This window comes from Streptomyces sp. NK08204 (genome assembly GCF_020400585.1).
Classification (GTDB): Bacteria; Actinomycetota; Actinomycetes; order Streptomycetales; family Streptomycetaceae; genus Streptomyces.
This window is the reverse complement of sequence record NZ_JAINVF010000010.1, coordinates 147352-169018: the sequence shown is the minus strand read 5'-3', so window position 1 is coordinate 169018 and position 21667 is coordinate 147352. Positions and strand designations below refer to the sequence as shown.

The following is a 21667-nucleotide window of genomic DNA, read 5'->3' as shown; positions in this document are numbered from 1 at the left end:
CCGCAAGGCCGTGACCGCAGCACCTGCTGATCACGAGGCCCGGGACGGAAGGTCCCGGGCCTCGTCGTATGCGCGGCGGGCCTGCTCCACCTCGTCCATGCGGTGCTGCGTCCACCGGGCCAGCGCGCGCACCTGCTCCGCTCCCTCACGGCCGAGGCGGGTCAGGGAGTAGTCGACGCGGGGCGGGATGACCGGCTTGGCGTCCCGGTGCACCAGCCCGTCGCGCTCCAGGGTCTGCAGGGTCTGCGCGAGCATCTTCTCGCTGACGCCCCGCCCGCCCCGGCCACTGACGGCCCGGCGCAGCTCGCTGAACCGGTACGGGCGGTCCAGCAGCTCGATGAGGACCAGGACGCCCCAGCGGCTCGTGAGGTGCTCCAGGACGAGCCGGTGCGGACACATGGCCTCGGCTGGAAGGGGGGCCGGCGCTGCGGCGGCCGTCACCTGGCTGCTTACTGTCATGCCAGTACCTTACTTCAAAGTAGGTACTTTCCACAGGAAAGCGCCGCTCTTAGGTTAGTGGCAGATCCCACCCAAGGAGATGGCACACCATGAGCATCGTCGTCACCGGAGCCACCGGACATCTCGGCCGCCACGTCGTCGAGCAACTGCTGGAGAAGGTCCCGGCACAGCAGATCACCGCCGTCGTGCGCGACGAGGCCAGGGCCGCCGGCCTCGCCGCCCGCGGAGTGCGGCTCGCCGTGGCCGACTACAACGCGCCCGAGACCTTCGAGGGCCTGTTCACGGCCGGCGACAAGGTCCTGCTGATCTCCGGCAACGAGCTCGGCAAGGGCCGGGCCGGGCAGCACTCGGTCGTCATCGACGCCGCCAGGGCCGCGGGCGTGGCGCTGCTCGCGTACACCAGCGCCCCGGGCAGCCTGACGGCCGCGCTCGCCGACGACCACCGGGCCACCGAGGCGGCCCTGCTCGCCTCCGGCGTGCCGTACGTACTGCTGCGCAACGGCTGGTACCACGAGAACTACACCGAGCACCTCGCCCCGGCGCTCGAGCACGACACGGTCGTCGCCGCGGCCGGCCAGGGCCGGGTCTCCTCGGCCTCCCGCGCGGACTACGCGGCGGCGGCTGTCGCGGTGCTGACCGGCGAGGGGCACGAGAACGCGACCTACGAGCTGGGCGGCGACGAGGCGTGGAGCTTCGCCGAGTACGCGGCCGAGCTGAGCCGGCAGACCGGAAAGGAGATCGGCTACAACGAGGTCACGGTCGAGGCCCTCGAGGGCATCCTGGCCGGCGCCGGCCTGCCCGGCCCGGTGGCCGCGATCCTGGCGGGCGTGGACGCGTCCATCGCGAAGGGCGAACTGGTCGTCTCCTCCGGCGATCTCGCCCGCCTGACCGGCCGCCCGACCACGCCGCTCGCGGAGGCGATCAGCGCCGCGCTCAAGGGCTGACCGACCGCCTGTACGACACCCGGGGACTGTCATGACCGTATAGCGATACGGACATGACAGCGGGGGCCGCTCGGCGCTACCTTCGTCCTCGCGTGCGTACGCCGAGCACGCGTGCGCCAGCCCAGAGGGAGGGTCCGGTGGCCGGGACGTCCAAGAGTGAACAGCGGATAGGCCTGCTGAACGGCTTCGCCGCGTACGGCATGTGGGGGCTGGTCCCCATGTTCTGGCCCCTGCTCAAGCCCGCCGGAGCCGTGGAGATCCTGGCCCACCGCATGGTGTGGACCCTCGGCTTCGTCACCGTCGCCCTGCTCTTCGCACGGCGCTGGGCCTGGGCCGGACAGCTGCTGCGCCAGCCGCGGCGACTGGGGCTCGTGGTGCTGTCCGCAGCCCTCATCACCGTGAACTGGGGCGTCTACATCTGGGCCGTGAACTCCGGCCACGTGGTCGAGTCCTCCCTCGGCTACTTCATCAACCCCCTGGTGACCATCGCGATGGGCGTGCTGATCCTCAAGGAGCGGCTGCGGCCCGTGCAGTGGGCCGCGGTGGCGGTCGGCGCCGCAGCCGTCGTCGTCCTGACCGTCGGCTACGGCCGTCCGCCGTGGATCTCCCTCACCCTCGCCTTCTCCTTCGCCGCCTACGGCCTGGCGAAGAAGAAGATCGGTCTCGGCGGTGTGGAGTCGCTGGCCGCCGAGACCGCGGTGCAGTTCCTGCCCGCGCTCGTGTTCCTGATCTGGCTCACCGCGCACGGCGACTCCACCTTCACCACCGGCAGCGCCGGACACTCCGCCCTGCTCGCCTCCACCGGCGTGGTCACCGCCCTGCCACTGGTCTGCTTCGGCGCGGCGGCGATCCGCGTCCCGCTGTCGACGCTGGGCCTGCTCCAGTACCTGGCCCCGGTCTTCCAGTTCCTCCTCGGCGTCGTGTACTTCCACGAGGCCATGCCGGCGGAGCGGTGGGCCGGTTTCGCACTGGTCTGGCTGGCGCTGGTCCTGCTCACCGCGGAGGCGCTGCGCTCCGCCAGGCGGCCACGGGAGGCGGTCGTGCTGCCGCCCCGCGTCGAGGTCCCCGACTCCGCCACGGTGGAAGCCTGACGGGCCGTTGTTGTCAGTGCCGGGCGGTATACGTCGACCATGTCGACACACACGCCCGCACCACTGCACTGGAAGCTCGTCGTCGATGCCGGCGACCCGCATGCACAGGCCGACTTCTGGGCCGCCGCGCTGCGCTACGAGGCCGAGGACAACAGCGAACTCGTGGAACGGCTGCTGTCCTGCGGGGCACTGCCCGAGGAGGCCGCCGTCGAGTACCGCGGCGGCCTCGCATTCCGTGACCTGATCGCCGTACGGCACCCCGAAGACCCCTACGACCCGGACACCGGCACCGGCCTCGGGCGGCGCCTGCTGTTCCAGCGCGTGCCGGAGGCGAGGGCGGAAGGGGTCAAGAACCGGCTCCACATCGACGTGCACTCCGGCGCGGGCCACCGCGCGGACGAGGTGGCCCGCCTGGAGGCGCTGGGCGCCCGGGTGCTGCGGGACGTCAGGGAAGCGGGGGGCGAATGGGTGGTGATGGCGGACCCGGAGGGCAACGAGTTCTGCGTGCAGTAGCCGCCGCCGGTACCGGTACGGGTCGCCTACGCCTGGGCGGCGGCGCCGGCCGCGCGGTCGGTCAGGCGGACCATGCGGGCGCGGGCGCACTCCAGGGGGCGGGGGTCGTCTGCCGCGGGGCCCGGCTCCGCCATGAGGTCCGTCCACAGGTCGATCAGATCACGGCCCAGGCGCAGCCCCTCCTCGGGATCGCGCACCGCGCGCCAGGCAGTCGCCGCGCTCTGCACGTTGCCGTACGCCGCATCGGAGTCCTGCGCGCGGCGCCGCAGGCGGGCCAGGTCAAGGGAGAGGCGGCAGGCACGGACCGGCTCGCCCGCCAGGTAGGCGATGTAGGCGGTGAGTTCCCGCAGGTGCAGCACCTCGGGATGGCGGGGGCCCAGCACACCGGTGGCCTCGGCGACCGTCCGGTCGGCCAGCTCCGCCGCCGTCCCTATACGGCCCGTCCGCACGGCCTCGTTGATCCGGGTCATCGGTTCGGTCAGCAGCTCGGCCCCCTCCGCGGTCTCGGTCACGGGTCCGTCCCCCAGCACTTCCTCGGCCACGGCGTCGAACCCCCGGGCGCGGGTGTGAGCGGAGGCGAAACCGGCCTCGGGGTCGGGCAACGGGGCGACCGCTTCCGGCACGGCGACGGGGGACTTCGTCGGTACGGGTGCGGGTGCGGAGGCGATCGCGGGTGCCGGTGCGGTCGAGGGGGCGGGGCTGGGTGTCTCCACGGCGGACCCCATGGCGGGCGCCGGGCCGAACCGGCCCGTCGGCACCTGCACCGTCCTCGGCGGCACGGCCGCACGCACGGCCGCACGCGTCCCCGGTCCCAACCGCGCCGGCTCCCCCGCCACCCGGCTGGAGCCGTCCGTCGAGACCTCCAGGGGGACCACGCAGCCGACGGACTCGTCGTGGACCGTGGCCACTACGGGGGCGCCGATGCTGATGGCCAGGCGCTGGAGATGGTTCAGGACGGCCTGCCGGACGTCCTCACCCGGTGCCGCCTGCACGGCCGTCCCGCCCACCGACGCGGTGCCCGTTCCGGACACCCGGACGTGCACCGTCGCCGCGTGCGCCACGGGCTGCTGCGCCCGCTTCTTCTCGAAGCTGAGTCGAGACATCGGTTTTCCCTCACTCCCCCGGCGCCGCGATCCGTCGTGCGCGTCCTGCCGACCAGTCTGTCCGTTCCCTTCGGCCTCCGCGTCACCGCGACGTCACAGCCTCGCACCAGGCGCACCAGCCGCCCCGCCCTCCCGGGGGGCCGGAGGGAGGGGCGGGTACCGGAGATTGCATGCATGTGCATATACTCTCCATGTCTTTTCAGGGGCACGAACACCACTCGTCTGGGGGACCCATGAGCCGCTTTCTCTTCGTCCTGGGCAGCGCCCGCGCCGACGGCAACAGCGAACTGCTGGCCCGCAAGGCCGCTGAACAGCTGCCCGGCGATGTCGAACAGCACTGGATCCGGCTCTCCGAGCACCCGCTGCCCGACTTCCAGGACCTGCGGCACGACAGCGGCCACGTACGACCGTCCGCGGACGCCGAGAGCGCTCTGCTGCTCGACGCCACGCTCGCGGCGACGGACATCGTGATCGTCTCGCCCCTGTACTGGTACTCGGTGTCCGGCCTCGCCAAGCGGTATCTGGACTACTGGTCGGGCTGGCTGCGCACCCCCGGCGTCGACTTCAAGGCCACCATGGCCGGGCGCACCCTCTGGGGCGTGGCCGCGCTGGCGGACTCCGAGCCGTCGGTCGCCGATCCCTACGTCGGCACCCTGAACAACTCCGCCGCCTACATGGGCATGCACTTCGGCGGCGTCCTGCTGGGCAACGGCACCGCGCCCGGCGACGTCCTGAAGGACACCGGCGCGCTGGTGCATGCGAAGACGTTCTTCGCCCAGGAGGCGCCCCTCGCGCGTTTCCCGTACGAGACGGCCGCCGCCCTCGCGGGCTAGGCGCTGATGTCCTTCGTGGTGAACCGCGCCCAGGCCGCCGAGCCGAACACGGCCGCGTACAGTGCCTGCAGGCCCAGGTTCTTCACCAGGTCGTCCCAGTAGACGGGGTCGCGCATCAGGTCCGCGAAGGACAGCCAGTAGTGCGAGAAGAAGTACGGCTGGAGCGCGTGCAACTGAGGTATCTGGTCGAGGATCTGCACCGTGATGAGCAGGCCGACGGTGGTCGCCATCGCCGCGATGCCGCTGTTGGTCAGGGTCGACACGAACAGTCCGAGGGCCGCGATGCCGACGAGTGAGGCGGCGACCACCAGGGCTATCAGCAGGGCGCGGCCCAGCCCCTCGGTGAAGCTGATACGCGTGCCCGAGATGGTCGTCAGCTCGCCGAGCGGGAACAGCAGCGCGCCGACGAGCAGCGCCGAGCCCGCCACGACCAGGGTCGCCAGCAGGCAGAACGCCATGACCGTCGCGTACTTGCTGAGCAGCAGACGGGTGCGCCCGGCCGGGGCGACCAGCAGATAGCGCAGGGTGCCAGCGCCCGCCTCCCCCGCGATCGCGTCACCGGCGATCACGCCGACTGCCATCGGCAGGAAGAACGGCAACGTCGCCGCGAGCGCAGTGAACACCAGGAACAGGCCGTTGTTGGTGATCTGCGCGATGAACGGCGGCCCCTCGCCGTTCCCGCCGTGCACCGTGCCGCCGCCCCGTGTCTCCACCTTGACCGAGATCCCCACCAGCACCGGCACCGCGGCCAGCACACCGAGCAGCGCGAGGGTGCGCCAGCGCCGGACAGTGGTGACCAGCTCACTGCGCAGCAGCCCGAACGTCCACAGCGGACCCGGCCGGGCGGGCCCGGATCCGGGTACGGATGCGGCCGACGCCTGCACTGCCTCAGCCCGCGACATCGAAACCCTCCCCTGTCAGCGCCACGAACGCGTCCTCCAGCGAGGCCCGTTCGAGGGTGAAACCCCGGACACGGACGCCCGCGGTGACCAGCGCGGCGTTCACCTCGGCAGGATCCTGTCCGGGTGGCTCGGCGGTCACGCGGTCGTCCTCGGCGACGACGTCCGCGATGCCCTGCTCCTTCAGCACGCGTGCCGCCTCGGCGGTGTCCGGTGTCGTCACCACCAGCCGGCCGCGTGCCCCGGCGGCCAGGTCGGCCACCGCGCCCTGGGTGATCAGGCGCCCCTGCGCCATGACCGCCGCGTGCGTGCACACCTGCTCGATCTCGTCCAGGAGATGGGAGGACAGGAAGACGGTCGTACCGTCGGCGGCCAACTCCCGTACCAGAGCGCGGATTTCACGCATGCCCTGCGGGTCGAGGCCGTTGGTCGGCTCGTCCAGCACGAGCAGTCTGCGCGGCTGGAGCAGCGCGGCGGCCAGGCCCAGGCGCTGTTTCATGCCGAGCGAGTACGCTTTCGCCTTCTTGGCGGCGGCGGCGCCGAGGCCGACCCGGTCCAGCGCGGCGGCGACACGGGCGCGCCGGGTGCGCGGGTCGGCGGTCGGGTCGGCGGCGTCGTAGCGCAGCAGGTTGTCCCGGCCGGAGAGGAAGCCGTAGAGGGCGGGACCCTCGATGAGCGCGCCGACCTGCGGGAGGACCGTGCGTGCCGCGCGCGGCATGGGCCGGCCCAGCACGTGTGCGGTGCCCGAAGTCGGCTCGATCAGACCCATCAGCATGCGGATGGTGGTGGTCTTGCCGGAGCCGTTCGGGCCGAGGAAGCCGAAGACGCTGCCCGCCGGGACGGTCAGGTCGAGGCCGTCGACGGCGAGCTGCCCACCGCCGTAGCGCTTGGTGAGGCCGCGCGTGGCGATGACGCTCTCCCCCGCCTCCCCCGGGCCCCGTTGCGTGGCGGACGGTTCGTCCATCGGCTCCCTCGTCTCGTCGTACTCCAGGGGACCCGCGCGGCGGGCCCCCTCGGGGTCAATTCCCCGTCATTGCCCCGTCATTGCCCCGTCATTTCGCGTCGTTCGCCGCCTTCACCAGCGCGCCCTTGGTGACCGTACCGGCGTACACCTTGCCGTCGTCCGTGATCAGGGCGTTGACCAGGCGCGTGGAGAAGACCGTGCCCTTGCCGAACTTCCCGGAGACCTTGTCGCCGAACGAGCCGAGGAAGCCGCCGAACACACCGCCCCGGGAACCGCCCGGCAGGCCGCCCTTGGCGCCGGTGTCGAAGGCGGCGATGGACGTCCAGCCCTTGCCGAGGACCTCGTACCCCTCCATGCCCTTGGCGAAGTCCTCTCCGGAGCCCGGCGCGTGGTGCCGCGCCTCCGGCTGCTTCTTCTGCTCGGTGACCTTCGTGCCCTTGGGCGGGGTGAAGTCGAAGGTGCGGGCGGCCGGCTCGGCGAAGGACACCTGGGTGAAGCCGACGTCGACGACGGCGGCGCCGCCGCTCGCCGGGGTCAGCGTGAACTTCAGCGGCTGGCCCGTCCTCGCGTCCACGGCGATGCTGACCGCGCCGACCGTGCTGCCGGACTGCCTGGGCCTGATCAGCAGCTTGTAGGCGTCGCGGCCGGCGACCCGGGCGGTGCCGTCGACGGTGACGGACGTGGTGTCGTCCACCGACTTCAGCGCCTGGTCGGCGAAGTCCTTGGGCGTGGCCGGGGGCTCGGCCCGGTGCTCCTTGCCGGAGCCGGCCGAGGTGCCGTGGTAGACCTCGTTGCTCTGGCTGTCGTAGCCCCACACGTCCTTGCCGTTGTGGATGAGGCTGTACTCGGCGCCCTTCTCCATCAGAGACAGCTTCTGCCGGTCGGGGCCGTCGACGGCCACGCGCAGGGTGTGCGCGCCGGTGACCAGCTCGGTGAGCCTGGACTTCGGGTCCGCGGGCGAGCTGTCGCCGTGGCCGCCCCGGGCCGCCCCGGACATCAGGCTGTTCTCCAGGCCGCCGAGGTTCGGCAGGCCGAGGTCGGTGCTGATCTTCACCGTGCCGGACAGCTGCTGCGCGTCCGACTTGGCGACCTTCTCGATGAGCTGCTGTGCGGTGATCTTCGGCAGGTCGGGGTCACCGGAGTCGGCGAGCGCCGGGACAAGCCCGATCGTGGCCGCCGCCACCCCCACCACCGCGACCGGGACGACGTACCGGGCGGCCTTGCGGGGCCCGGAGCGCAGATCCCTGTCCTGCGCGGCGTCCGTTGCGTCGTCGGATTCGTACGGTGCCATGTGTGCCTTACCTCCGTCGTCGGCGGCGGCTGTCCTCACGCTGGTCCACCTGAGCCGCCATTCTCACCCGAATCGGTGAGGAGTGGTGATTTCCGTGGTTTCCATCTGACCAAATCGGCCGTGAGGAAGCGTCAGACCTCGGAGCCAACTCCGGGTACGCCTGCGGTATGACACATCAGGGCGGCAACTCCCCCGACCCGTAGGGGTAGTAGGGGGCCGCATGGCGGTCACCGCCTCGGCACCCCGTGCGGACGCGTACGGGCAGGCCCGTGCCGGGCGGACGCGTACGGGCAGGCCCGTGCCGGGCGGACGCGTACGGGCGGCCTCAGCCGGCCCGGAACACCACCGCGTCGCACAGTTCCATGAGCGCCGCCTTGGCGTCGCACTCCGGCAGCGGGACCAGTGCGGCCCGCGCCTCCTCCGCGTAGCGGACGGCGTCGCGGCGGGCCTGCTCCAGCGCGGGGTGCGCGCGCAGCGCGGCGAGCGCCTGGGCGTGCCGGGCGTCGTCGCCGAGGCCGGAGTCCAGCAGCTCGCACAGCGCGATGTCCTCGGGCAGCCCCAGCTTCGCCGCCCGCTCGCGCAGCCGGAGCACGGGCATGGTCGGGATGCCCTCGCGCAGGTCGGTGCCGGGGGTCTTGCCGGACTCGTGCGAGTCGGAGGCGATGTCCAGGACGTCGTCCGCGAGCTGGAAGGCGACACCGAGCCGCTCGCCGTACTGGGTGAGGACGTCGACGACCGTCTCGTCGGCGCCGGACATCATCGCGCCGAACCGGCACGAGACCGCCACCAGCGCGCCCGTCTTGCCGCTGAGCACGTCCAGATAGTGCTCGACCGGGTTACGGCCGTCCGAGGGACCCGCGGTCTCCAGGATCTGACCGGTGACCAGCCGTTCGAAGGCGAGGGCCTGCACCCGGACCGCCTCGGGGCCGAGGTCGGCGAGGATCTGGGAGGCGCGGGCGAAGAGGAAGTCGCCGGTGAGGACCGCGACGGAGTTGCCCCAGCGCGTGTTGACGCTGTCCACGCCGCGCCGCACGGAGGCCTCGTCCATGACGTCGTCGTGGTAGAGCGTGGCGAGGTGCGTCAGCTCCACGACGACGGCGGACGGCACCACACTCGGCGCGTACGGGTCACCGAACCGCGCGGCGAGCATCACGAGCAGCGGCCGGAACCGCTTGCCGCCGGCCCGCACGAGGTGCTGCGCGGCCTCCGTGATGAACGGGACCTCGCTCTTGGTGGCTTCGAGCAGGCCTTCCTCGACAGCCGCCAATCCGGCCTGGACATCGGCTTCGAGAGCCTGGTCCCGCACGCTCAGCCCGAACGGCCCGACGACGGTCACGAGGGGTCTCCTGTCTGCTGGTGTCTCTGTTGGCGATTACACGGTTTGTCGATAGGTCGCCGGTATCACTCAAGTCAGCGTATCCGGTCTGGGTTCGATCACCGATAGCGCCCACCGCTCGAGACCAGGCGGCCTCGAATGGCGGCCGGTATGTTTTTGATAAGCCGACAAGACCGAACATTTATTGACTTAACAGGAACGCGCACGCCGTGTCGCGAACCGAGGGGTGAGCGGAGTACTCATGCGCATCCGTACGTCCTACCCCTACGACCACGCACACGAGGACGTCCGCATCCCGCTGGCGGACGGTACGCGACTGTACGCGCGCGTATGGCGGCCCCTGACGGACGCGCCGGTGCCCGCGCTGTTGGAGTACGCCTGCGACCGGCTGACCGACGCGACGGCCGCCCGCGACGCCCAGCGCCACCCCTGGTACGCGGGCCACGGATACGCCTCCGTGCGGGTCGACGCGCGCGGGCACGGCAACAGCGAGGGGGTGCCCGCCGCGGCCGGCACCGAGACCGGTGCGGCGGCCGTGGCGGCGGACGGGGCGGAGGTCGTGGGTTGGCTGGCCGCGCGTTCCTGGTGCGACGGGAACGTGGGCATGTTCGGCATCGGCCGGGGTGGCTCCGTCTGCCTCCGGGTGGCGGCTCTGGCGCCGCAACCGCTCAAGGCGGTCGTCGCGGTGTGCGCGGTGGAGGACGCCCACGGCGACCGCTACGGCGACGACCGGCACCGCATCGGGGGTTCCGTCTCCGCGCCGGCCCTGCACGCCCGGTCGGCCGCCCCGCTCGCCCTCGCCTGCCGCCCACCCGATCCGCGGTACGCCGGCGATTCCTGGCGGGACCTGTGGACGGCCCGTCTGGCGAGCCTGCGGCCACCGGCCCTGGCCTGGCAGGCCGCCACCCACCGGCCCGCCGACGACGCCCCGGGCGAAGCGCCCGCGGAGACCGACGAACGCAGCGGCCGGCCTGTGCGCCCCGGGGCCGGCCAGGCCGCGGTGTTCGCCGTCGGCGGCTGGTACGAGCCCGGGCGGGACACCGTTCTGCGGCTGGTCGAGGCGCTCCCGGCCGACCGGGTGCGCGGCCTGATCGGGCCCTGGTCACGGCAGTACCCGGACCAGGACCTGCCGCCCGGCCCGGCGATCGGCTTCCTCCAGGAGACCCTGCGCTGGTGGGACCACTGGCTCAGGGGCCGGGACACAGCGATCATGGGCGAGCCCCTGCTGCGGGCGCACATCGCCGATGCCCACCCGCCCGCCGCGGTCCCCACCGCGCTGTCCGGCCGCTGGACCGGCGAGCCCGCCTGGCCCTCCCCCCATGTGACACCCCTCACCTACGTCCTCCAGGGCACCCCCCTCCTCGTCCGGTCCCCGATGCACACCGGCATCGACGCCGGCAGCCTCACCCCTTCCCTCGACGACGCCGGTATGCCGCCCGACCAGCGGGAGGAGGACGGCAGGTCGGCCTGTTTCGAGTTCCGGGTGGCCGAGGAGACCTGGCTGCTGGGCCGGCCCCGGGCGCGACTGCGGCTGACCTCGCCGGTGCCGCGCGGACAAGTGGTCGCGCGGCTGTGCGACGTGGCCCCCGACGGGACCTCGACCCTGGTCACCCGGGGCGCCCTGAGCCTGACGGCCCGTCACGGCCGGGACAAGGCGGTGCCCTGGGCCCCCGGCACGACCGAGGAGGTGACCGTCGAACTGGACGCCGTCGGGCACGCCTTTCCGGCCGGTCACCACATCCGGCTCGCGGTGTCCTCCGCGTACTGGCCATGGCTGTGGCCGGAGCCGGAGTCGATGTCCGGCTTCGTGCTCGACCCGGCCGACAGCACGCTCGAGCTCCCGGTGCGCTCCCCGACGCCGGACGGGTGGATCGCCTTCGCCGAGCCGGAGCAGGCGGAGCCGCTGGGCGTCAACCACCCGGCGATGCTGGACGAGCCGCACTCCGGGCGGACGGTGGTGCGGGACGTGGCCGCGGGCGAGTGGCGCCTGGAGACGGGCCCGCGCTACGGCGGCACGCGCGTCTTCCCGGACGGGCTGGAGGTCACCGAGGAGGTCCTGGAGTCGTACGCCGTCACCGAACAGGACCCGCTGTCGGCCCGCGCCCTGGCCCGGTGGTCGATCCGGCTGCACCGCCCGGAGCAGGCCTGGGACGCCTGGGTCCGCACCCGCTCCGAAGTCACCTGTGACGCGGACCACTTCTCGAGCTGCGACGAGGTGGTGTGCGAGGTCGTCCACGCGGAGGAGCGCGAGGTGGTCTTCCACCAAACCTGGGAGGAGCGAATCCCCCGAAAAGGCTGGAACTCCTAAATCCCCCGAATCCCCCATGTCTGATTTGGCATAATTTGCTCTTTCGTGAGTTGGCTCACGCACACCCATCGGCGCCGATCGCCGGGACGGGCCGCCCCCGCTCCTTCCCTGCCTTGCCGCATGGGCGAGTTGAGCGTTGGCGACCGCAAAGGATCAAGTACCCCATTCGGAACAGATCAAGGTCAAACGGATCGTTCCGTGCATCCAGTACTTGTTCCGGACATGTGCTCTCGCATACGTTCCGGGCCGTCGGGCGGACGCCGAATCCTGCCGCCGCCCGCGTGACCCATCGACGAACTCATTCGTACGGCAGGAGCGGGGGACCCAGGTAAGTCGCCGGACCGGTCGACGCATGTCGCACCGGAACGGCTAGGGGTGAAGTCGGTGCCGCCTCGGCGGCCCGGCCGGGCGCCTCCCCAGCCCGAACCCGACAGCTCACCTCGTAGGCGCCGGAGAGGACTTCCCCATGTCTGCTGCCGCCCAGCACCGCCCTGCCCGGAACAACCGTCTCCTCCGTGCCCTCGTCGCCGCGGGCACCAGCGCCGCCGTACTCGCGCTCCCGCTCATCGGCGCGACGAGCGCCTCCGCCGCCCCCGCCGCCTCCGGCACGACCAAGACGCCCGCCACCACGCTCGCCGGCTACCCGAACAACCTCGACGGCTGGATCCGCGAGTCGCTCGCGATCATGGCCCAGAAGCACATCCCGGGTACCTACCACGGCATCTACCGCAACATCATGCGCGAGTCCTCGGGCAACCCCCGCGCGATCAACCTCTGGGACTCCAACGCCCGCAAGGGCACCCCGTCCAAGGGCCTCCTCCAGGTCATCGACCCGACCTTCGCCGCCTACCACGTGGCCGGCACCTCGTTCGACCCCTACGACCCGGTCGCGAACATCACCGCCGCCTGCAACTACGCCGCCGCGCGCTACGGCTCGATCGACAACGTCTTCAGCGCGTACTGACGTACACCCCCGTCACGTTCACTCGAACGGGAACAGTCTTTCGAGGACGACGGCGATGCCGTCGTCCTCGTTCGACTTGGTGATCTCGTCGGCGACCGCCTTGAGTTCGGAGTGCGCGTTGGCCATGGCGACGCCGTGTCCGACCCAGGCGAACATCGGGATGTCGTTGGGCATGTCCCCGAAGGCGAGGGCCTGTCCGGCGCCGATCCCGAGCAGGTCGGCGGCGAGCGCGAGCCCGGTCGCCTTGGTCACCCCCTCCGGCTGGAGCTCCACCGTGCCCGGCCCCGACATGGTGACCGTCGCCAGGGAGCCCACGGCCGAGCGCGCGATCGCCGCCAGCTCGTCGTCGGACAGGTCGGGATGGCGCAGCAGCACCTTGCTGATGGGCTCCGCCCACAGGTCCTCGCGGTGGGCGACCCGCTGAGCGGGCAGGGTCGGATGGGGCATCCGGTACCCGGGCTCGATGAGCGTGAGGCCGTCCACGCCGTCCTGGTCGACGGCCGCGTACACCTGCCCGACCTCCGCCTCGATCTTGCCGAGCGCGGTCTCGGCCAGCTCCCGGTCGAGCCGTACCGACCACACCATGCGGTCGGCTCCGGCGTCGTAGACCTGCGCGCCCTGCCCGCACACCGCGAGCCCCGTGCAGCCGAGGTCGTCCAGCAGAGGCCGCACCCGGGGGGCCGGGCGGCCCGTCACCACCAGGTGCCGGGCGCCGGCCCGCGCCACCCGCGCGAGCGCGGCGCGCGACCGGTCGGAGACGGTGTCGTCGCCACGCAGCAGCGTTCCGTCCAGGTCGGTGGCGATCAGTGAATATGCGGGGGAGGCGGCCATGATCAGAGAATACGGACATCGCTGCCCGCCGACTCCCCCTCTCACCCTGTGCACTTGTGTGCTGACGTCCCCAAGTCGGGTTCGAGGTCCTTCACTTGCCCGACGGCGTCCGCCGACGGCGATCGGCGATCGGTGCGGGCGCTCCACGGTCGGTCTCGAAGGGCACACTGACGACGCTCACGGCCGCGCTTCCTCCCGTGTGCCCGCCACGGGGGTCCTCCCATGTGTCCCCTTATGGACCGTATCCAGCTTCGGGCTCTGCCCAAGACACCCACCTCGGCCGTAACGTGTGGCGCGACCACATGGAACGCAGCGTCGCGCATGGCGCCGGATGAGAGTGAGGCAGTACCCCATGCCCCCCTTCGACGTCCCCGAGGGTGACCCCTTCGGTCCGCACAACCTTCCCTATGGCGTGTTCTCACCCGCCGGCAGCACGGAGCGGAGGGTCGGCGTCCGGCTCGGGGACCACGTTCTCGACGCGGGCGCCGCAGCCACCGCCCTCGGCTCGCCGCACCAGGCGCTGCTCGCACAGCCCACCCTCAACGCCCTGCTGGCCGCCGGGCGCACGGCCTGGTCCGAGGTGCGGCGCGCGCTGACCGCCTGGGTGACGGAGCCCCAGCACCACGCGGTGATCGAACCGCTGTTCCACCCGCTGGCCGAGGTCACCCTCCACCTGCCGTTCGAGGTGGCCGACTACGTCGACTTCTACGCCTCGGAGAACCACGCGCGGAACGTCGGCCGGATCTTCCGCCCGGACGCCGAGGACTCCCTCACCCCCAACTGGAAGCACCTCCCGATCGGATACCACGGCCGCTCCGGCACGGTCGTCGTCTCGGGCACGGACGTCGTACGGCCGTCCGGGCAGCGCAAGGGGCCCGCCGACCCCGCCCCCGTGTTCGGCCCGTCGATCCGGCTGGACATCGAGGCCGAGGTCGGCTTCGTCGTGGGCACGCCGTCCGAACTGGGCAGCCCGGTCGCGCTGGGCGACTTCACGGAGCACGTCTTCGGGCTGTGCCTGCTGAACGACTGGTCCGCACGCGACATCCAGGCCTGGGAGTACGTGCCCCTCGGCCCCTTCCTCGGCAAGTCCTTCGCCACCTCGGTGTCCGCGTGGGTCACCCCGCTGGAGGCGCTGGAGCACGCGCGCGTGGCGCCGCCGGAGCGCACGCACCCGCTGCTGCCCTACCTGGACGACACGGCCGAGGGCGTCCCGCCGGGCGGCTACGACCTGCGGATCTCGGTGGCGATCAACGGCCATGTGGTCTCCGAGCCGCCCTTCTCCACCATGTACTGGACCGCCGCCCAGCAGCTCGCCCACATGACGGTGAACGGGGCCTCGCTGCGCACCGGCGACCTGTACGGCTCGGGCACGGTGAGCGGCCCGGAGGAGCGCCAGCGCGGCTCCCTGCTGGAGCTGACCTGGAACGGCCGTGACGCGCTCGAACTCCCCGACGGCAAGCGGACGTTCCTGGAGGACGGTGACGTGGTGACGCTGTCGGCGTGGGCGCCGGGGGCGGACGGGACCCGGGTGGGTCTGGGCGAGGTCACCGGGCGGATCGTGTCGGGGTGAGCTCCCTGTGACCAGTGGTCCGGACCGGACGGCCCCGACGTGACCAGCGGTCCGGACCAGACACACGCGAAGAAAGGCGGCCGAATCGTCCTCGGCACCTGACTCCTGCCGCCCTCACCGTCATACTGGCGGGGACACGCACCACCACCCGCCACCCGCACACTCTCCGACCAGGACGTGCCCGGCATGACCGTCTGTCTCCTCCTGCTGAGCGTCGTCGCCCTGACGGCCGCCGTACCGGCGCCGCGTGCCCTGACCCGGGCCCGCTGGCCCGAGCGCGAGCCCGTCGTCGCGTTGTGGGTGTGGCAGTGCCTGGTCGCCACGGTCCTGCTGTGCTGCCTGGCCGCGCTGGTCCTCGGCGCGGCGGCCGTCTTCCACACCGTCCGCGACCAGGTGTTCGCCCCGGCACCACCCGCCGTCACCGCCGCGTACGACCTCTCGACCGCGCCGGTGTGGGCCGTCGCGCTCACCGTGCTGCTGGCCTGCGGGGCCGCCTGGACGACGGCGATGCTGGCCCGGGAACTCGCCGAGGCCCGCCGCCGTCTCGGCCACACCCGCGCACACCTGCGCGAACGCGCCCCCGACCTCCCGGCCGGGCTGCCCGCCGCGCGGGGCCCGATGCTGGTGCTGGAGGACGAATACCCGGACGCCTGGTGGATGCCCGGACATCCGCCTCAGTTGGTCGTGACCACCGGGGCGCTGCAGCGCCTGACCGACCACCAGCTGGACGCGGTGCTCACCCATGAGCGGGGTCACGCCCGCGCGCACCACGACTGGCTGCTGCACCTGTCCACCGCACTCGCCACGGGCTTCCCGCGCGTGCCGCTGTTCGCCCACTTCTGCGACCAGACCCACCGTCTGGTCGAACTCGCCGCCGACGACACGGCGTCGCGCCGCTGCGGCCATCTCACCACCGCCCTCGCGCTGATCGAGTTGAACCAGCACCGGGGCGTCCTGTCCTGCGCGTCCAGCCGTCGCCTGCTGGGCGAGCGTGTGGACCGCCTCCTGGAGCCCCCGCCGCGGCTGCTGCGCCGGCAGCGGGCGCTGACGACGACAGTGGCCGCGCTGGTGCCGTTGCTGCCCCTGCTCATCACCTTCGCCCCGGGGCTCACGGCACTGTCCTGACGCGCCGGGCCACGTCGAGCCGGCTGTGCGGCGGGCTATGTCCAGTCGTCCGGCTCCGGCTGCTCCGGCGGCTCCGGCCACGCGTCCTCCGGGGACGTGTCGGCCGCCGGGGCCGGTGCGTCGAGCGAGGTCAGCACCTCGAGCACCCCTTCCCCGTACGTCGCCAGCTTCTTCTCGCCGACGCCGCTGACCGTGCCCAGCTCCCGTACCGTGGCGGGCCGGCGGGTGACGATCTCCCGCAGCGTGGCGTCGTGGAAGATGACGTACGCCGGGACACCCTGCTCCCGGGCCTGCTCGGCACGCCAGGCCCGCAGGGCCTCGAAGGCAGGGAGCAGCTCGTCGGGCAGCTCGGCCGCGGCGGCCTTGCCCGTGCGCTCGCCCCCACTCGAGGAGGAGCCCGACCGCGACCGGGAGACGGCCGGCTTCTTCGGCTCCTTGCGCAGCAGCACCTCACGCTCCCGCCGCAGCACCGAACCGCTCATCTCGGTGAGCACCAGCGTGCCGTACTCACCCTCGACCGCGAGCAGCCCCTGGGCCAGCAGCTGACGGATGACACCCCGCCACTCGCCCTCGGCGAGGTCCTGGCCGATGCCGAAGACGGACAGCTGGTCGTGGTCGAACTGGATCACCTTGGCGGTGCGCTTGCCGAGCAGGATGTCCACGATCTGCACGGCGCCGAACTTCTGCCCACGCTCGCGCTGCAGCCGTACCACCGTGGACAGCACCTTCTGCGCGGCGACCGTGCCGTCCCAGGTCTCCGGCGGGGTGAGGCAGGTGTCGCAGTTGCCGCAGCCCGCCGGGTCGGGTTCCTGTCCGAAGTAGGCGAGCAGCTGTCCCCGGCGGCACCGGACCGTCTCGCACAGCGCGAGCATCGAGTCGAGGTGGGCCGTGGCGCGGCGGCGATGGGGGTCTGCCCTGCCCTCGTCGCCGTCCCCGGACTGGATCAGCTTGCGCTGCTGTATGACGTCGTTCAGGCCGTACGCCAGCCACGCGGTGGACGGCAGACCGTCACGGCCCGCGCGGCCGGTCTCCTGGTAGTAGCCCTCGATCGACTTGGGCAGGTCCAGGTGGGCGACGAAGCGTACGTCCGGCTTGTCGATGCCCATGCCGAAGGCGATGGTCGCCACCACGACCAGGCCGTCCTCGCGCAGGAACCGCGCCTGGTGCGCCGCGCGCGTGCCCGCGTCCAGGCCCGCGTGGTACGGCACCGCCTCGATGCCGCCCGCGGTCAGGAACTCCGCCGTCCGCTCCACCGAGTTGCGCGAGAGGCAGTACACGATGCCGGCGTCGCCCGCGTGCTCCTCCCGGAGGAAGGCGAGCAGCTGCTTCCTGGGGTCGGCCTTGGGCACGATCCGGTACTGGATGTTGGGCCGGTCGAAGCTGGCCACGAAGTGCCGGGCCGCCGACAGGTTCAGCCGGTCGGTGATCTCCCGGTGGGTCTCACGGGTGGCCGTGGCGGTGAGCGCGATCCGTGGGACGTCCGGCCAGCGCTCGCCGAGGAGGGACAGGGCCAGATAGTCGGGGCGGAAGTCGTGGCCCCACTGGGACACGCAGTGCGCCTCGTCGATCGCGAAGACGGAGATCTTGCCGCGGGAGAGCAGGGCGAGCGTGGCATCCAGCCGCAGCCGCTCCGGAGCCAGGTAGAGCAGGTCCAGCTCACCCGCGAGGAACTCGGCCTCGACCGTGCGCCGCTCGTCGAAGTCCTGTGTGGAGTTGATGAAACCGGCCCGCACGCCGAGGGCGCGCAGGGCGTCCACCTGATCCTGCATGAGCGCGATCAGCGGCGAGACCACCACGCCCGTACCCGGTCTGACCAGGGACGGGATCTGGTAGCAGAGCGACTTGCCACCACCGGTCGGCATGAGGACGAGGGCGTCGCCGCCCGCCACCACATGCTCGATGACCGCTTCCTGCTCGCCACGGAAGGCCTCGTACCCGAAGACCCGGCGCAGCGTGGCCAGCGCCTCGCTCTCGGCCGCGCCCGGCCCCTCGGTCAACCCTGCCATCTCGCTGATCCCGCCTGTCCCGCGCATCGCCTTGATCCCCGTCGGTCCCCCGTGTGTCGTCCCTCGACCACTGCCTCCACGATAGGGGTCAGGACCGACAGCCCCATGAGTTGTCCACAGGCTCGGGTGCCGTGCCGACGGTTGTCGGAGAACGACGCAGCGGCCCGGCCCCAGGGGGAGGCCGGGCCGCCGTGCGCGGCGAGTGCCGGGTCAGCGCACGAACACTCCCGCCTGGCTCGCCAGGTTCAGGAAGTACTGGGGTGCCACACCCAGCACCAGGGTGACCGCCACGCCGATCCCGATCGCCGCCATGGTCAGGGGCGAGGGCACGGCCACGGTCGGGCCCTCCGGCCTCGGCTCGCTGAAGAACATCAGCACGATCACGCGGATGTAGAAGAACGCGGCGATCGCCGAGGAGATCACACCGACCACCACCAGCGGGGCCGCGCCGCCGTCCGCCGCCGCCTTGAACACCGCGAACTTACCGGCGAAGCCGGAGGTCAGCGGGATACCGGCGAAGGCCAGCAGGAACACCGCGAAGACGGCCGCAACCAGCGGGGAGCGGCGGCCGAGCCCGGCCCACTTCGACAGGTGGGTCGCCTCGCCGCCCGCGTCGCGCACCAGGGTGACCACGGCGAACGCGCCGATCGTCACGAACGAGTACCCGGCCAGGTAGAACAGGACGGACGAGACGCCGTCCTTCGAGGTCGCGATGACACCCGCGAGGATGAACCCGGCGTGCGCGATGGACGAGTACGCCAGAAGCCGCTTGATGTCGGTCTGCGTGATCGCGACGATCGCACCGCCCAGCATGGTGATGATCGCCACCGCCCACATCACCGGCCGCCAGTCCCAGCGCATCCCGGGCAGGACGACGTACAGCAGACGCAGCAGCGCGCCGAACGCCGCCACCTTCGTCGCCGAGGCCATGAAGCCGGTCACCGGGGTCGGCGCGCCCTGGTAGACATCGGGCGTCCACATGTGGAACGGCACCGCGCCCACCTTGAACAGCAGACCCATCACGATCATCGCGCTGCCGATCAGCAGCAGCGCGTCGTTGCCCATGGTGTCGGCCAGGGCCGGGTCGACGCCCGTGACCGTGCCGTCGACGACCTGCGCGATGCGGCCGTACGACACCGAGCCGGCGTAGCCGTACAGCAGCGCGATGCCGAACAGCGTGAACGCCGAGGCGAACGCGCCGAGCAGGAAGTACTTGACCGCGGCCTCCTGCGACATCAGCCGCTTGCGGCGGGCCAGCGCGCACAGCAGGTACAGCGGCAGGGAGAAGACCTCCAGGGCCACGAACAGCGTCAGCAGGTCGTTGGCCGAAGGGAACACCAGCATGCCGGCGACCGCGAAGAGCAGCAGCGGGAACACCTCGGTCGTGGTGAAGCCGGCCTTGACCGCCGCCTTCTCGCTGTCGCTGCCCGGCACGGACGCGGCCTGTGCGGTGAAGGAGTCGACCTGGTTGCCGTGGGCCGCCGGGTCCAGGCGCCGCTCGGCGAAGGTGAACAGGCCGACCAGACCGGCCAGCAGGATCGTGCCCTGCAGGAACAGGGACGGTCCGTCGACGGCGATCGCCCCCATGGCGGCGATGTGCGCCTTGGTGGTGCCGTACCCGTCGGCCGCGAGCGCGAGGACCGCGGCGAACGCGGCGCACAGCGCGACGACGGACACGAACACCTGCGCGTAGTAGCGGGACCTGCGCGGGACGAACGCCTCGATGAGCACCCCGACCAGCGCCGCGCCGACGACGATCAGGGTCGGCGACAATTGTCCGTATTCGATTTTCGGCGCGTCGATCTTCGAGATCGGTTCGGCCGCGGTTGTCCACAGGCTGTGGACGGCTACTGCGCTCACTTGGCCGCCTCCACCTCGGGCTTGGGGTCCTTCTTGTGAACGTCGGACATGGTCTGCTTGACCGCCGGATTGACGATGTCCGTGACGGGCTTCGGATAGACGCCCAGGAAGATCAGCAGCACGATCAGCGGGGCGACGACCACGAGTTCACGCGCGCGCAGGTCGGGCATCGCCGAGACCTCGGGTTTCACCGGGCCCGTCATCGTCCGCTGGTACAGGACGAGGGTGTAGAGCGCGGCCAGCACGATGCCGAAGGTGGCGATGATGCCGATCGCCGGGTACCGCGTGAACGTGCCGACCAGGACCAGGAACTCGCTCACGAAGGGGGCGAGTCCGGGCAGCGACAGGGTGGCGAGGCCGCCGATCAGGAAGGTGCCGGCGAGCACCGGGGCGACCTTCTGCACGCCTCCGTAGTCGGCGATGAGCCGCGAGCCGCGCCGGGAGATCAGGAAGCCGGCGACCAGCATCAGCGCGGCCGTGGAGATGCCGTGGTTGACCATGTAGAGCGTGGCACCGGACTGGCCCTGGCTGGTCATCGCGAAGATGCCCATGACGATGAAGCCGAAGTGCGAGATCGACGCGTAGGCCACCAGCCGCTTGATGTCCCGCTGGCCGACTGCGAGCAGGGCACCGTAGACGATGCTGATCAGCGCCAGGACGAGGATGACGGGCGTCGCCCACTTCGACGCCTCTGGGAACAGCTGGAGGCAGAAGCGGAGCATCGCGAAGGTGCCCACCTTGTCGACCACCGCGGTGATGAGGACGGCGACCGGCGCGGTCGACTCCTGCATGGCATTGGGCAGCCAGGTGTGCAGCGGCCACAGCGGTGCCTTCACCGCGAAGGCGAAGAAGAAGCCGAGGAACAGCCAGCGTTCGGTGCTGGTCGCCATGTGCAGCGAGCCGTTCGCGCGGGCCTGCGCGATCTCCTGGAGGCTGAAGTTCCCGGCGACCACGTAGAGCCCGATCACCGCGGCCAGCATGATCAGACCGCCGACCAGGTTGTAGAGCAGGAACTTCACCGCCGCGTACGTCCGCTGCCTGGACGCCGCTTCCTCGCCGTGTTCATGGGCGCGGTCCCCGAAGCCGCCGATGAGGAAGTACATCGGGATGAGCATGGCTTCGAAGAAGATGTAGAAGACGAAGACGTCGGTGGCCTCGAAGGAGATGATCACCATCGCCTCGACGGCCAGGATCAGGGCGAAGAAGCCCTGCGTCGGCCGCCACCTCCGGCTCCCGGTCTCCAGCGGGTCGGCGTCGTGCCAGCCCGCGAGGATGATGAACGGGATCAGCAGGGTGGTCAGCGCGATCAGTGCCACCGCGATGCCGTCCACGCCCAGCTCGTAGCGGACCCCGAAGTCCTTGATCCAGGCATGGGACTCGGTGAGCTGGTAACGGGCGCCGTCCGGGTCGAAACGGACCAGGACGGCCTCCGCCAGGCCGAGCGTGGCGAGCGAGACCAGCAGCGCCAGCCACTTCGCGGCGGTGCGCCGCGCGGCCGGTACGGCCGCCGTGGCGACGGCCCCGAGGGCCGGGAGCGCCGCCGTCGCTGTCAGCAGAGGAAAGGACATCG

The 21667-nt window shown here is 71.7% G+C and carries 18 protein-coding genes and 1 riboswitch; of the genes, 8 read left to right on the top strand and 10 right to left on the bottom strand.

The window, feature by feature from the left end:
- Positions 1-30: 30 nt before the first annotated feature.
- The gene (locus K7G59_RS18065) at positions 31-459 is read right to left on the bottom strand and encodes a helix-turn-helix domain-containing protein (protein WP_225835430.1); all 429 of its coding nucleotides are present in this window, start codon (positions 457-459) and stop codon (positions 31-33) included.
- Between the two features lie 89 nt (positions 460-548).
- On the opposite strand from K7G59_RS18065, the gene K7G59_RS18060 reads away from it, so the two are divergent.
- The 3 genes from K7G59_RS18060 (at position 549) to K7G59_RS18050 (ending at position 3007) form a co-directional block, all read left to right on the top strand.
- Entirely contained in the window at positions 549-1403 is an 855-nt protein-coding gene (locus K7G59_RS18060; RefSeq protein WP_225835428.1) for an NAD(P)H-binding protein, read from the top strand.
- A gap of 137 nt (positions 1404-1540) precedes the next feature.
- Positions 1541-2494: an EamA family transporter RarD gene (gene rarD, locus K7G59_RS18055; RefSeq protein ID WP_225835427.1), complete on the top strand. Its 954-nt coding sequence runs from the start codon at positions 1541-1543 to the stop codon at positions 2492-2494.
- A 39-nt stretch (positions 2495-2533) separates the two neighbouring features.
- Entirely contained in the window at positions 2534-3007 is a 474-nt protein-coding gene (locus K7G59_RS18050; RefSeq protein WP_225835425.1) for a VOC family protein, read from the top strand.
- Positions 3008-3033: 26 nt separating this feature from the next.
- Here K7G59_RS18050 and K7G59_RS18045 read toward each other — a convergent pair whose 3' ends face one another.
- The gene (locus tag K7G59_RS18045; RefSeq protein WP_225835423.1) at positions 3034-4110 is read right to left on the bottom strand and encodes a hypothetical protein; all 1077 of its coding nucleotides are present in this window, start codon (positions 4108-4110) and stop codon (positions 3034-3036) included.
- Between the two features lie 233 nt (positions 4111-4343).
- On the opposite strand from K7G59_RS18045, the gene K7G59_RS18040 reads away from it, so the two are divergent.
- The gene (locus K7G59_RS18040; protein WP_225835421.1) at positions 4344-4943 is read left to right on the top strand and encodes a flavodoxin family protein; all 600 of its coding nucleotides are present in this window, start codon (positions 4344-4346) and stop codon (positions 4941-4943) included.
- Here the strand turns inward: K7G59_RS18040 and K7G59_RS18035 are convergent.
- The 4 genes from K7G59_RS18035 to K7G59_RS18020 form a co-directional block, all read right to left on the bottom strand.
- Entirely contained in the window at positions 4940-5845 is a 906-nt protein-coding gene (locus tag K7G59_RS18035; protein WP_225835419.1) for an ABC transporter permease, read from the bottom strand. The two genes, K7G59_RS18040 and K7G59_RS18035, sit on opposite strands and share 4 nt — an antisense overlap.
- Positions 5832-6806 (bottom strand): ABC transporter ATP-binding protein, encoded by a 975-nt coding sequence (locus K7G59_RS18030; RefSeq protein ID WP_225835415.1) that lies wholly within the window; start codon positions 6804-6806, stop codon positions 5832-5834. Before K7G59_RS18030 ends, K7G59_RS18035 begins: the two co-directional genes overlap by 14 nt.
- A gap of 88 nt (positions 6807-6894) precedes the next feature.
- Entirely contained in the window at positions 6895-8097 is a 1203-nt protein-coding gene (locus tag K7G59_RS18025) for a DUF2092 domain-containing protein (RefSeq protein ID WP_225835413.1), read from the bottom strand.
- Between the two features lie 325 nt (positions 8098-8422).
- Positions 8423-9433: a polyprenyl synthetase family protein gene (locus tag K7G59_RS18020; protein WP_225835411.1), complete on the bottom strand. Its 1011-nt coding sequence runs from the start codon at positions 9431-9433 to the stop codon at positions 8423-8425.
- A gap of 241 nt (positions 9434-9674) precedes the next feature.
- On the opposite strand from K7G59_RS18020, the gene K7G59_RS18015 reads away from it, so the two are divergent.
- Both K7G59_RS18015 and K7G59_RS18010 read left to right on the top strand, forming a co-directional pair.
- The gene (locus K7G59_RS18015) at positions 9675-11741 is read left to right on the top strand and encodes a CocE/NonD family hydrolase (RefSeq protein ID WP_225835410.1); all 2067 of its coding nucleotides are present in this window, start codon (positions 9675-9677) and stop codon (positions 11739-11741) included.
- A gap of 280 nt (positions 11742-12021) precedes the next feature.
- A riboswitch (cyclic di-AMP (ydaO/yuaA leader) is annotated at positions 12022-12203 on the top strand.
- Between the two features lie 4 nt (positions 12204-12207).
- Positions 12208-12705, top strand: a complete 498-nt coding sequence (locus tag K7G59_RS18010; protein ID WP_225835409.1) for a transglycosylase SLT domain-containing protein — start codon at positions 12208-12210, stop codon at positions 12703-12705.
- Positions 12706-12723: 18 nt separating this feature from the next.
- Here the strand turns inward: K7G59_RS18010 and K7G59_RS18005 are convergent, their stop codons facing one another.
- Complete coding sequence (locus K7G59_RS18005) at positions 12724-13536, bottom strand: HAD family hydrolase (RefSeq protein ID WP_225835408.1); 813 nt, start codon at positions 13534-13536, stop codon at positions 12724-12726.
- A 352-nt stretch (positions 13537-13888) separates the two neighbouring features.
- Between K7G59_RS18005 and fahA the strand changes: the two genes are divergently transcribed.
- Both fahA and K7G59_RS17995 read left to right on the top strand, forming a co-directional pair.
- Positions 13889-15106: a fumarylacetoacetase gene (gene fahA, locus K7G59_RS18000; protein ID WP_225835407.1), complete on the top strand. Its 1218-nt coding sequence runs from the start codon at positions 13889-13891 to the stop codon at positions 15104-15106.
- A gap of 186 nt (positions 15107-15292) precedes the next feature.
- Entirely contained in the window at positions 15293-16231 is a 939-nt protein-coding gene (locus K7G59_RS17995) for a M56 family metallopeptidase (protein WP_225835406.1), read from the top strand.
- 35 nt (positions 16232-16266) lie between these two features.
- Here the strand turns inward: K7G59_RS17995 and recQ are convergent, their stop codons facing one another.
- The 3 genes from recQ to K7G59_RS17980 all read right to left on the bottom strand — a co-directional run bounded on the left by recQ (position 16267) and on the right by K7G59_RS17980 (position 21665).
- A complete protein-coding gene (recQ, locus tag K7G59_RS17990) occupies positions 16267-18264 on the bottom strand; it encodes a DNA helicase RecQ (RefSeq protein WP_225835404.1) in 1998 nt (665 codons plus the stop codon).
- Between the two features lie 183 nt (positions 18265-18447).
- The gene (gene nuoN, locus K7G59_RS17985; RefSeq protein ID WP_225835403.1) at positions 18448-20097 is read right to left on the bottom strand and encodes an NADH-quinone oxidoreductase subunit NuoN; all 1650 of its coding nucleotides are present in this window, start codon (positions 20095-20097) and stop codon (positions 18448-18450) included.
- The gene (locus K7G59_RS17980; protein ID WP_225835401.1) at positions 20094-21665 is read right to left on the bottom strand and encodes an NADH-quinone oxidoreductase subunit M; all 1572 of its coding nucleotides are present in this window, start codon (positions 21663-21665) and stop codon (positions 20094-20096) included. Before K7G59_RS17980 ends, nuoN begins: the two co-directional genes overlap by 4 nt.
- Between the last annotated feature and the right edge of the window lie 2 nt (positions 21666-21667).

Coding starts and splice junctions, on each gene's coding strand:
- K7G59_RS18065 (WP_225835430.1), bottom strand. CDS start 459: ATGACAGTAAGCAGCCAGGTGACGGCCGCCGCAGCGCCGGCCCCCCTT.
- K7G59_RS18060 (WP_225835428.1), top strand. CDS start 549: ATGAGCATCGTCGTCACCGGAGCCACCGGACATCTCGGCCGCCACGTC.
- K7G59_RS18050 (WP_225835425.1), top strand. CDS start 2,534: ATGTCGACACACACGCCCGCACCACTGCACTGGAAGCTCGTCGTCGAT.
- K7G59_RS18045 (WP_225835423.1), bottom strand. CDS start 4,110: ATGTCTCGACTCAGCTTCGAGAAGAAGCGGGCGCAGCAGCCCGTGGCG.
- K7G59_RS18040 (WP_225835421.1), top strand. CDS start 4,344: ATGAGCCGCTTTCTCTTCGTCCTGGGCAGCGCCCGCGCCGACGGCAAC.
- K7G59_RS18035 (WP_225835419.1), bottom strand. CDS start 5,845: ATGTCGCGGGCTGAGGCAGTGCAGGCGTCGGCCGCATCCGTACCCGGA.
- K7G59_RS18030 (WP_225835415.1), bottom strand. CDS start 6,806: ATGGACGAACCGTCCGCCACGCAACGGGGCCCGGGGGAGGCGGGGGAG.
- K7G59_RS18025 (WP_225835413.1), bottom strand. CDS start 8,097: ATGGCACCGTACGAATCCGACGACGCAACGGACGCCGCGCAGGACAGG.
- K7G59_RS18015 (WP_225835410.1), top strand. CDS start 9,675: ATGCGCATCCGTACGTCCTACCCCTACGACCACGCACACGAGGACGTC.
- K7G59_RS18010 (WP_225835409.1), top strand. CDS start 12,208: ATGTCTGCTGCCGCCCAGCACCGCCCTGCCCGGAACAACCGTCTCCTC.
- K7G59_RS18005 (WP_225835408.1), bottom strand. CDS start 13,536: ATGGCCGCCTCCCCCGCATATTCACTGATCGCCACCGACCTGGACGGA.
- fahA (WP_225835407.1), top strand. CDS start 13,889: ATGCCCCCCTTCGACGTCCCCGAGGGTGACCCCTTCGGTCCGCACAAC.
- K7G59_RS17995 (WP_225835406.1), top strand. CDS start 15,293: ATGACCGTCTGTCTCCTCCTGCTGAGCGTCGTCGCCCTGACGGCCGCC.
- recQ (WP_225835404.1), bottom strand. CDS start 18,264: ATGCGCGGGACAGGCGGGATCAGCGAGATGGCAGGGTTGACCGAGGGG.
- K7G59_RS17980 (WP_225835401.1), bottom strand. CDS start 21,665: ATGTCCTTTCCTCTGCTGACAGCGACGGCGGCGCTCCCGGCCCTCGGG.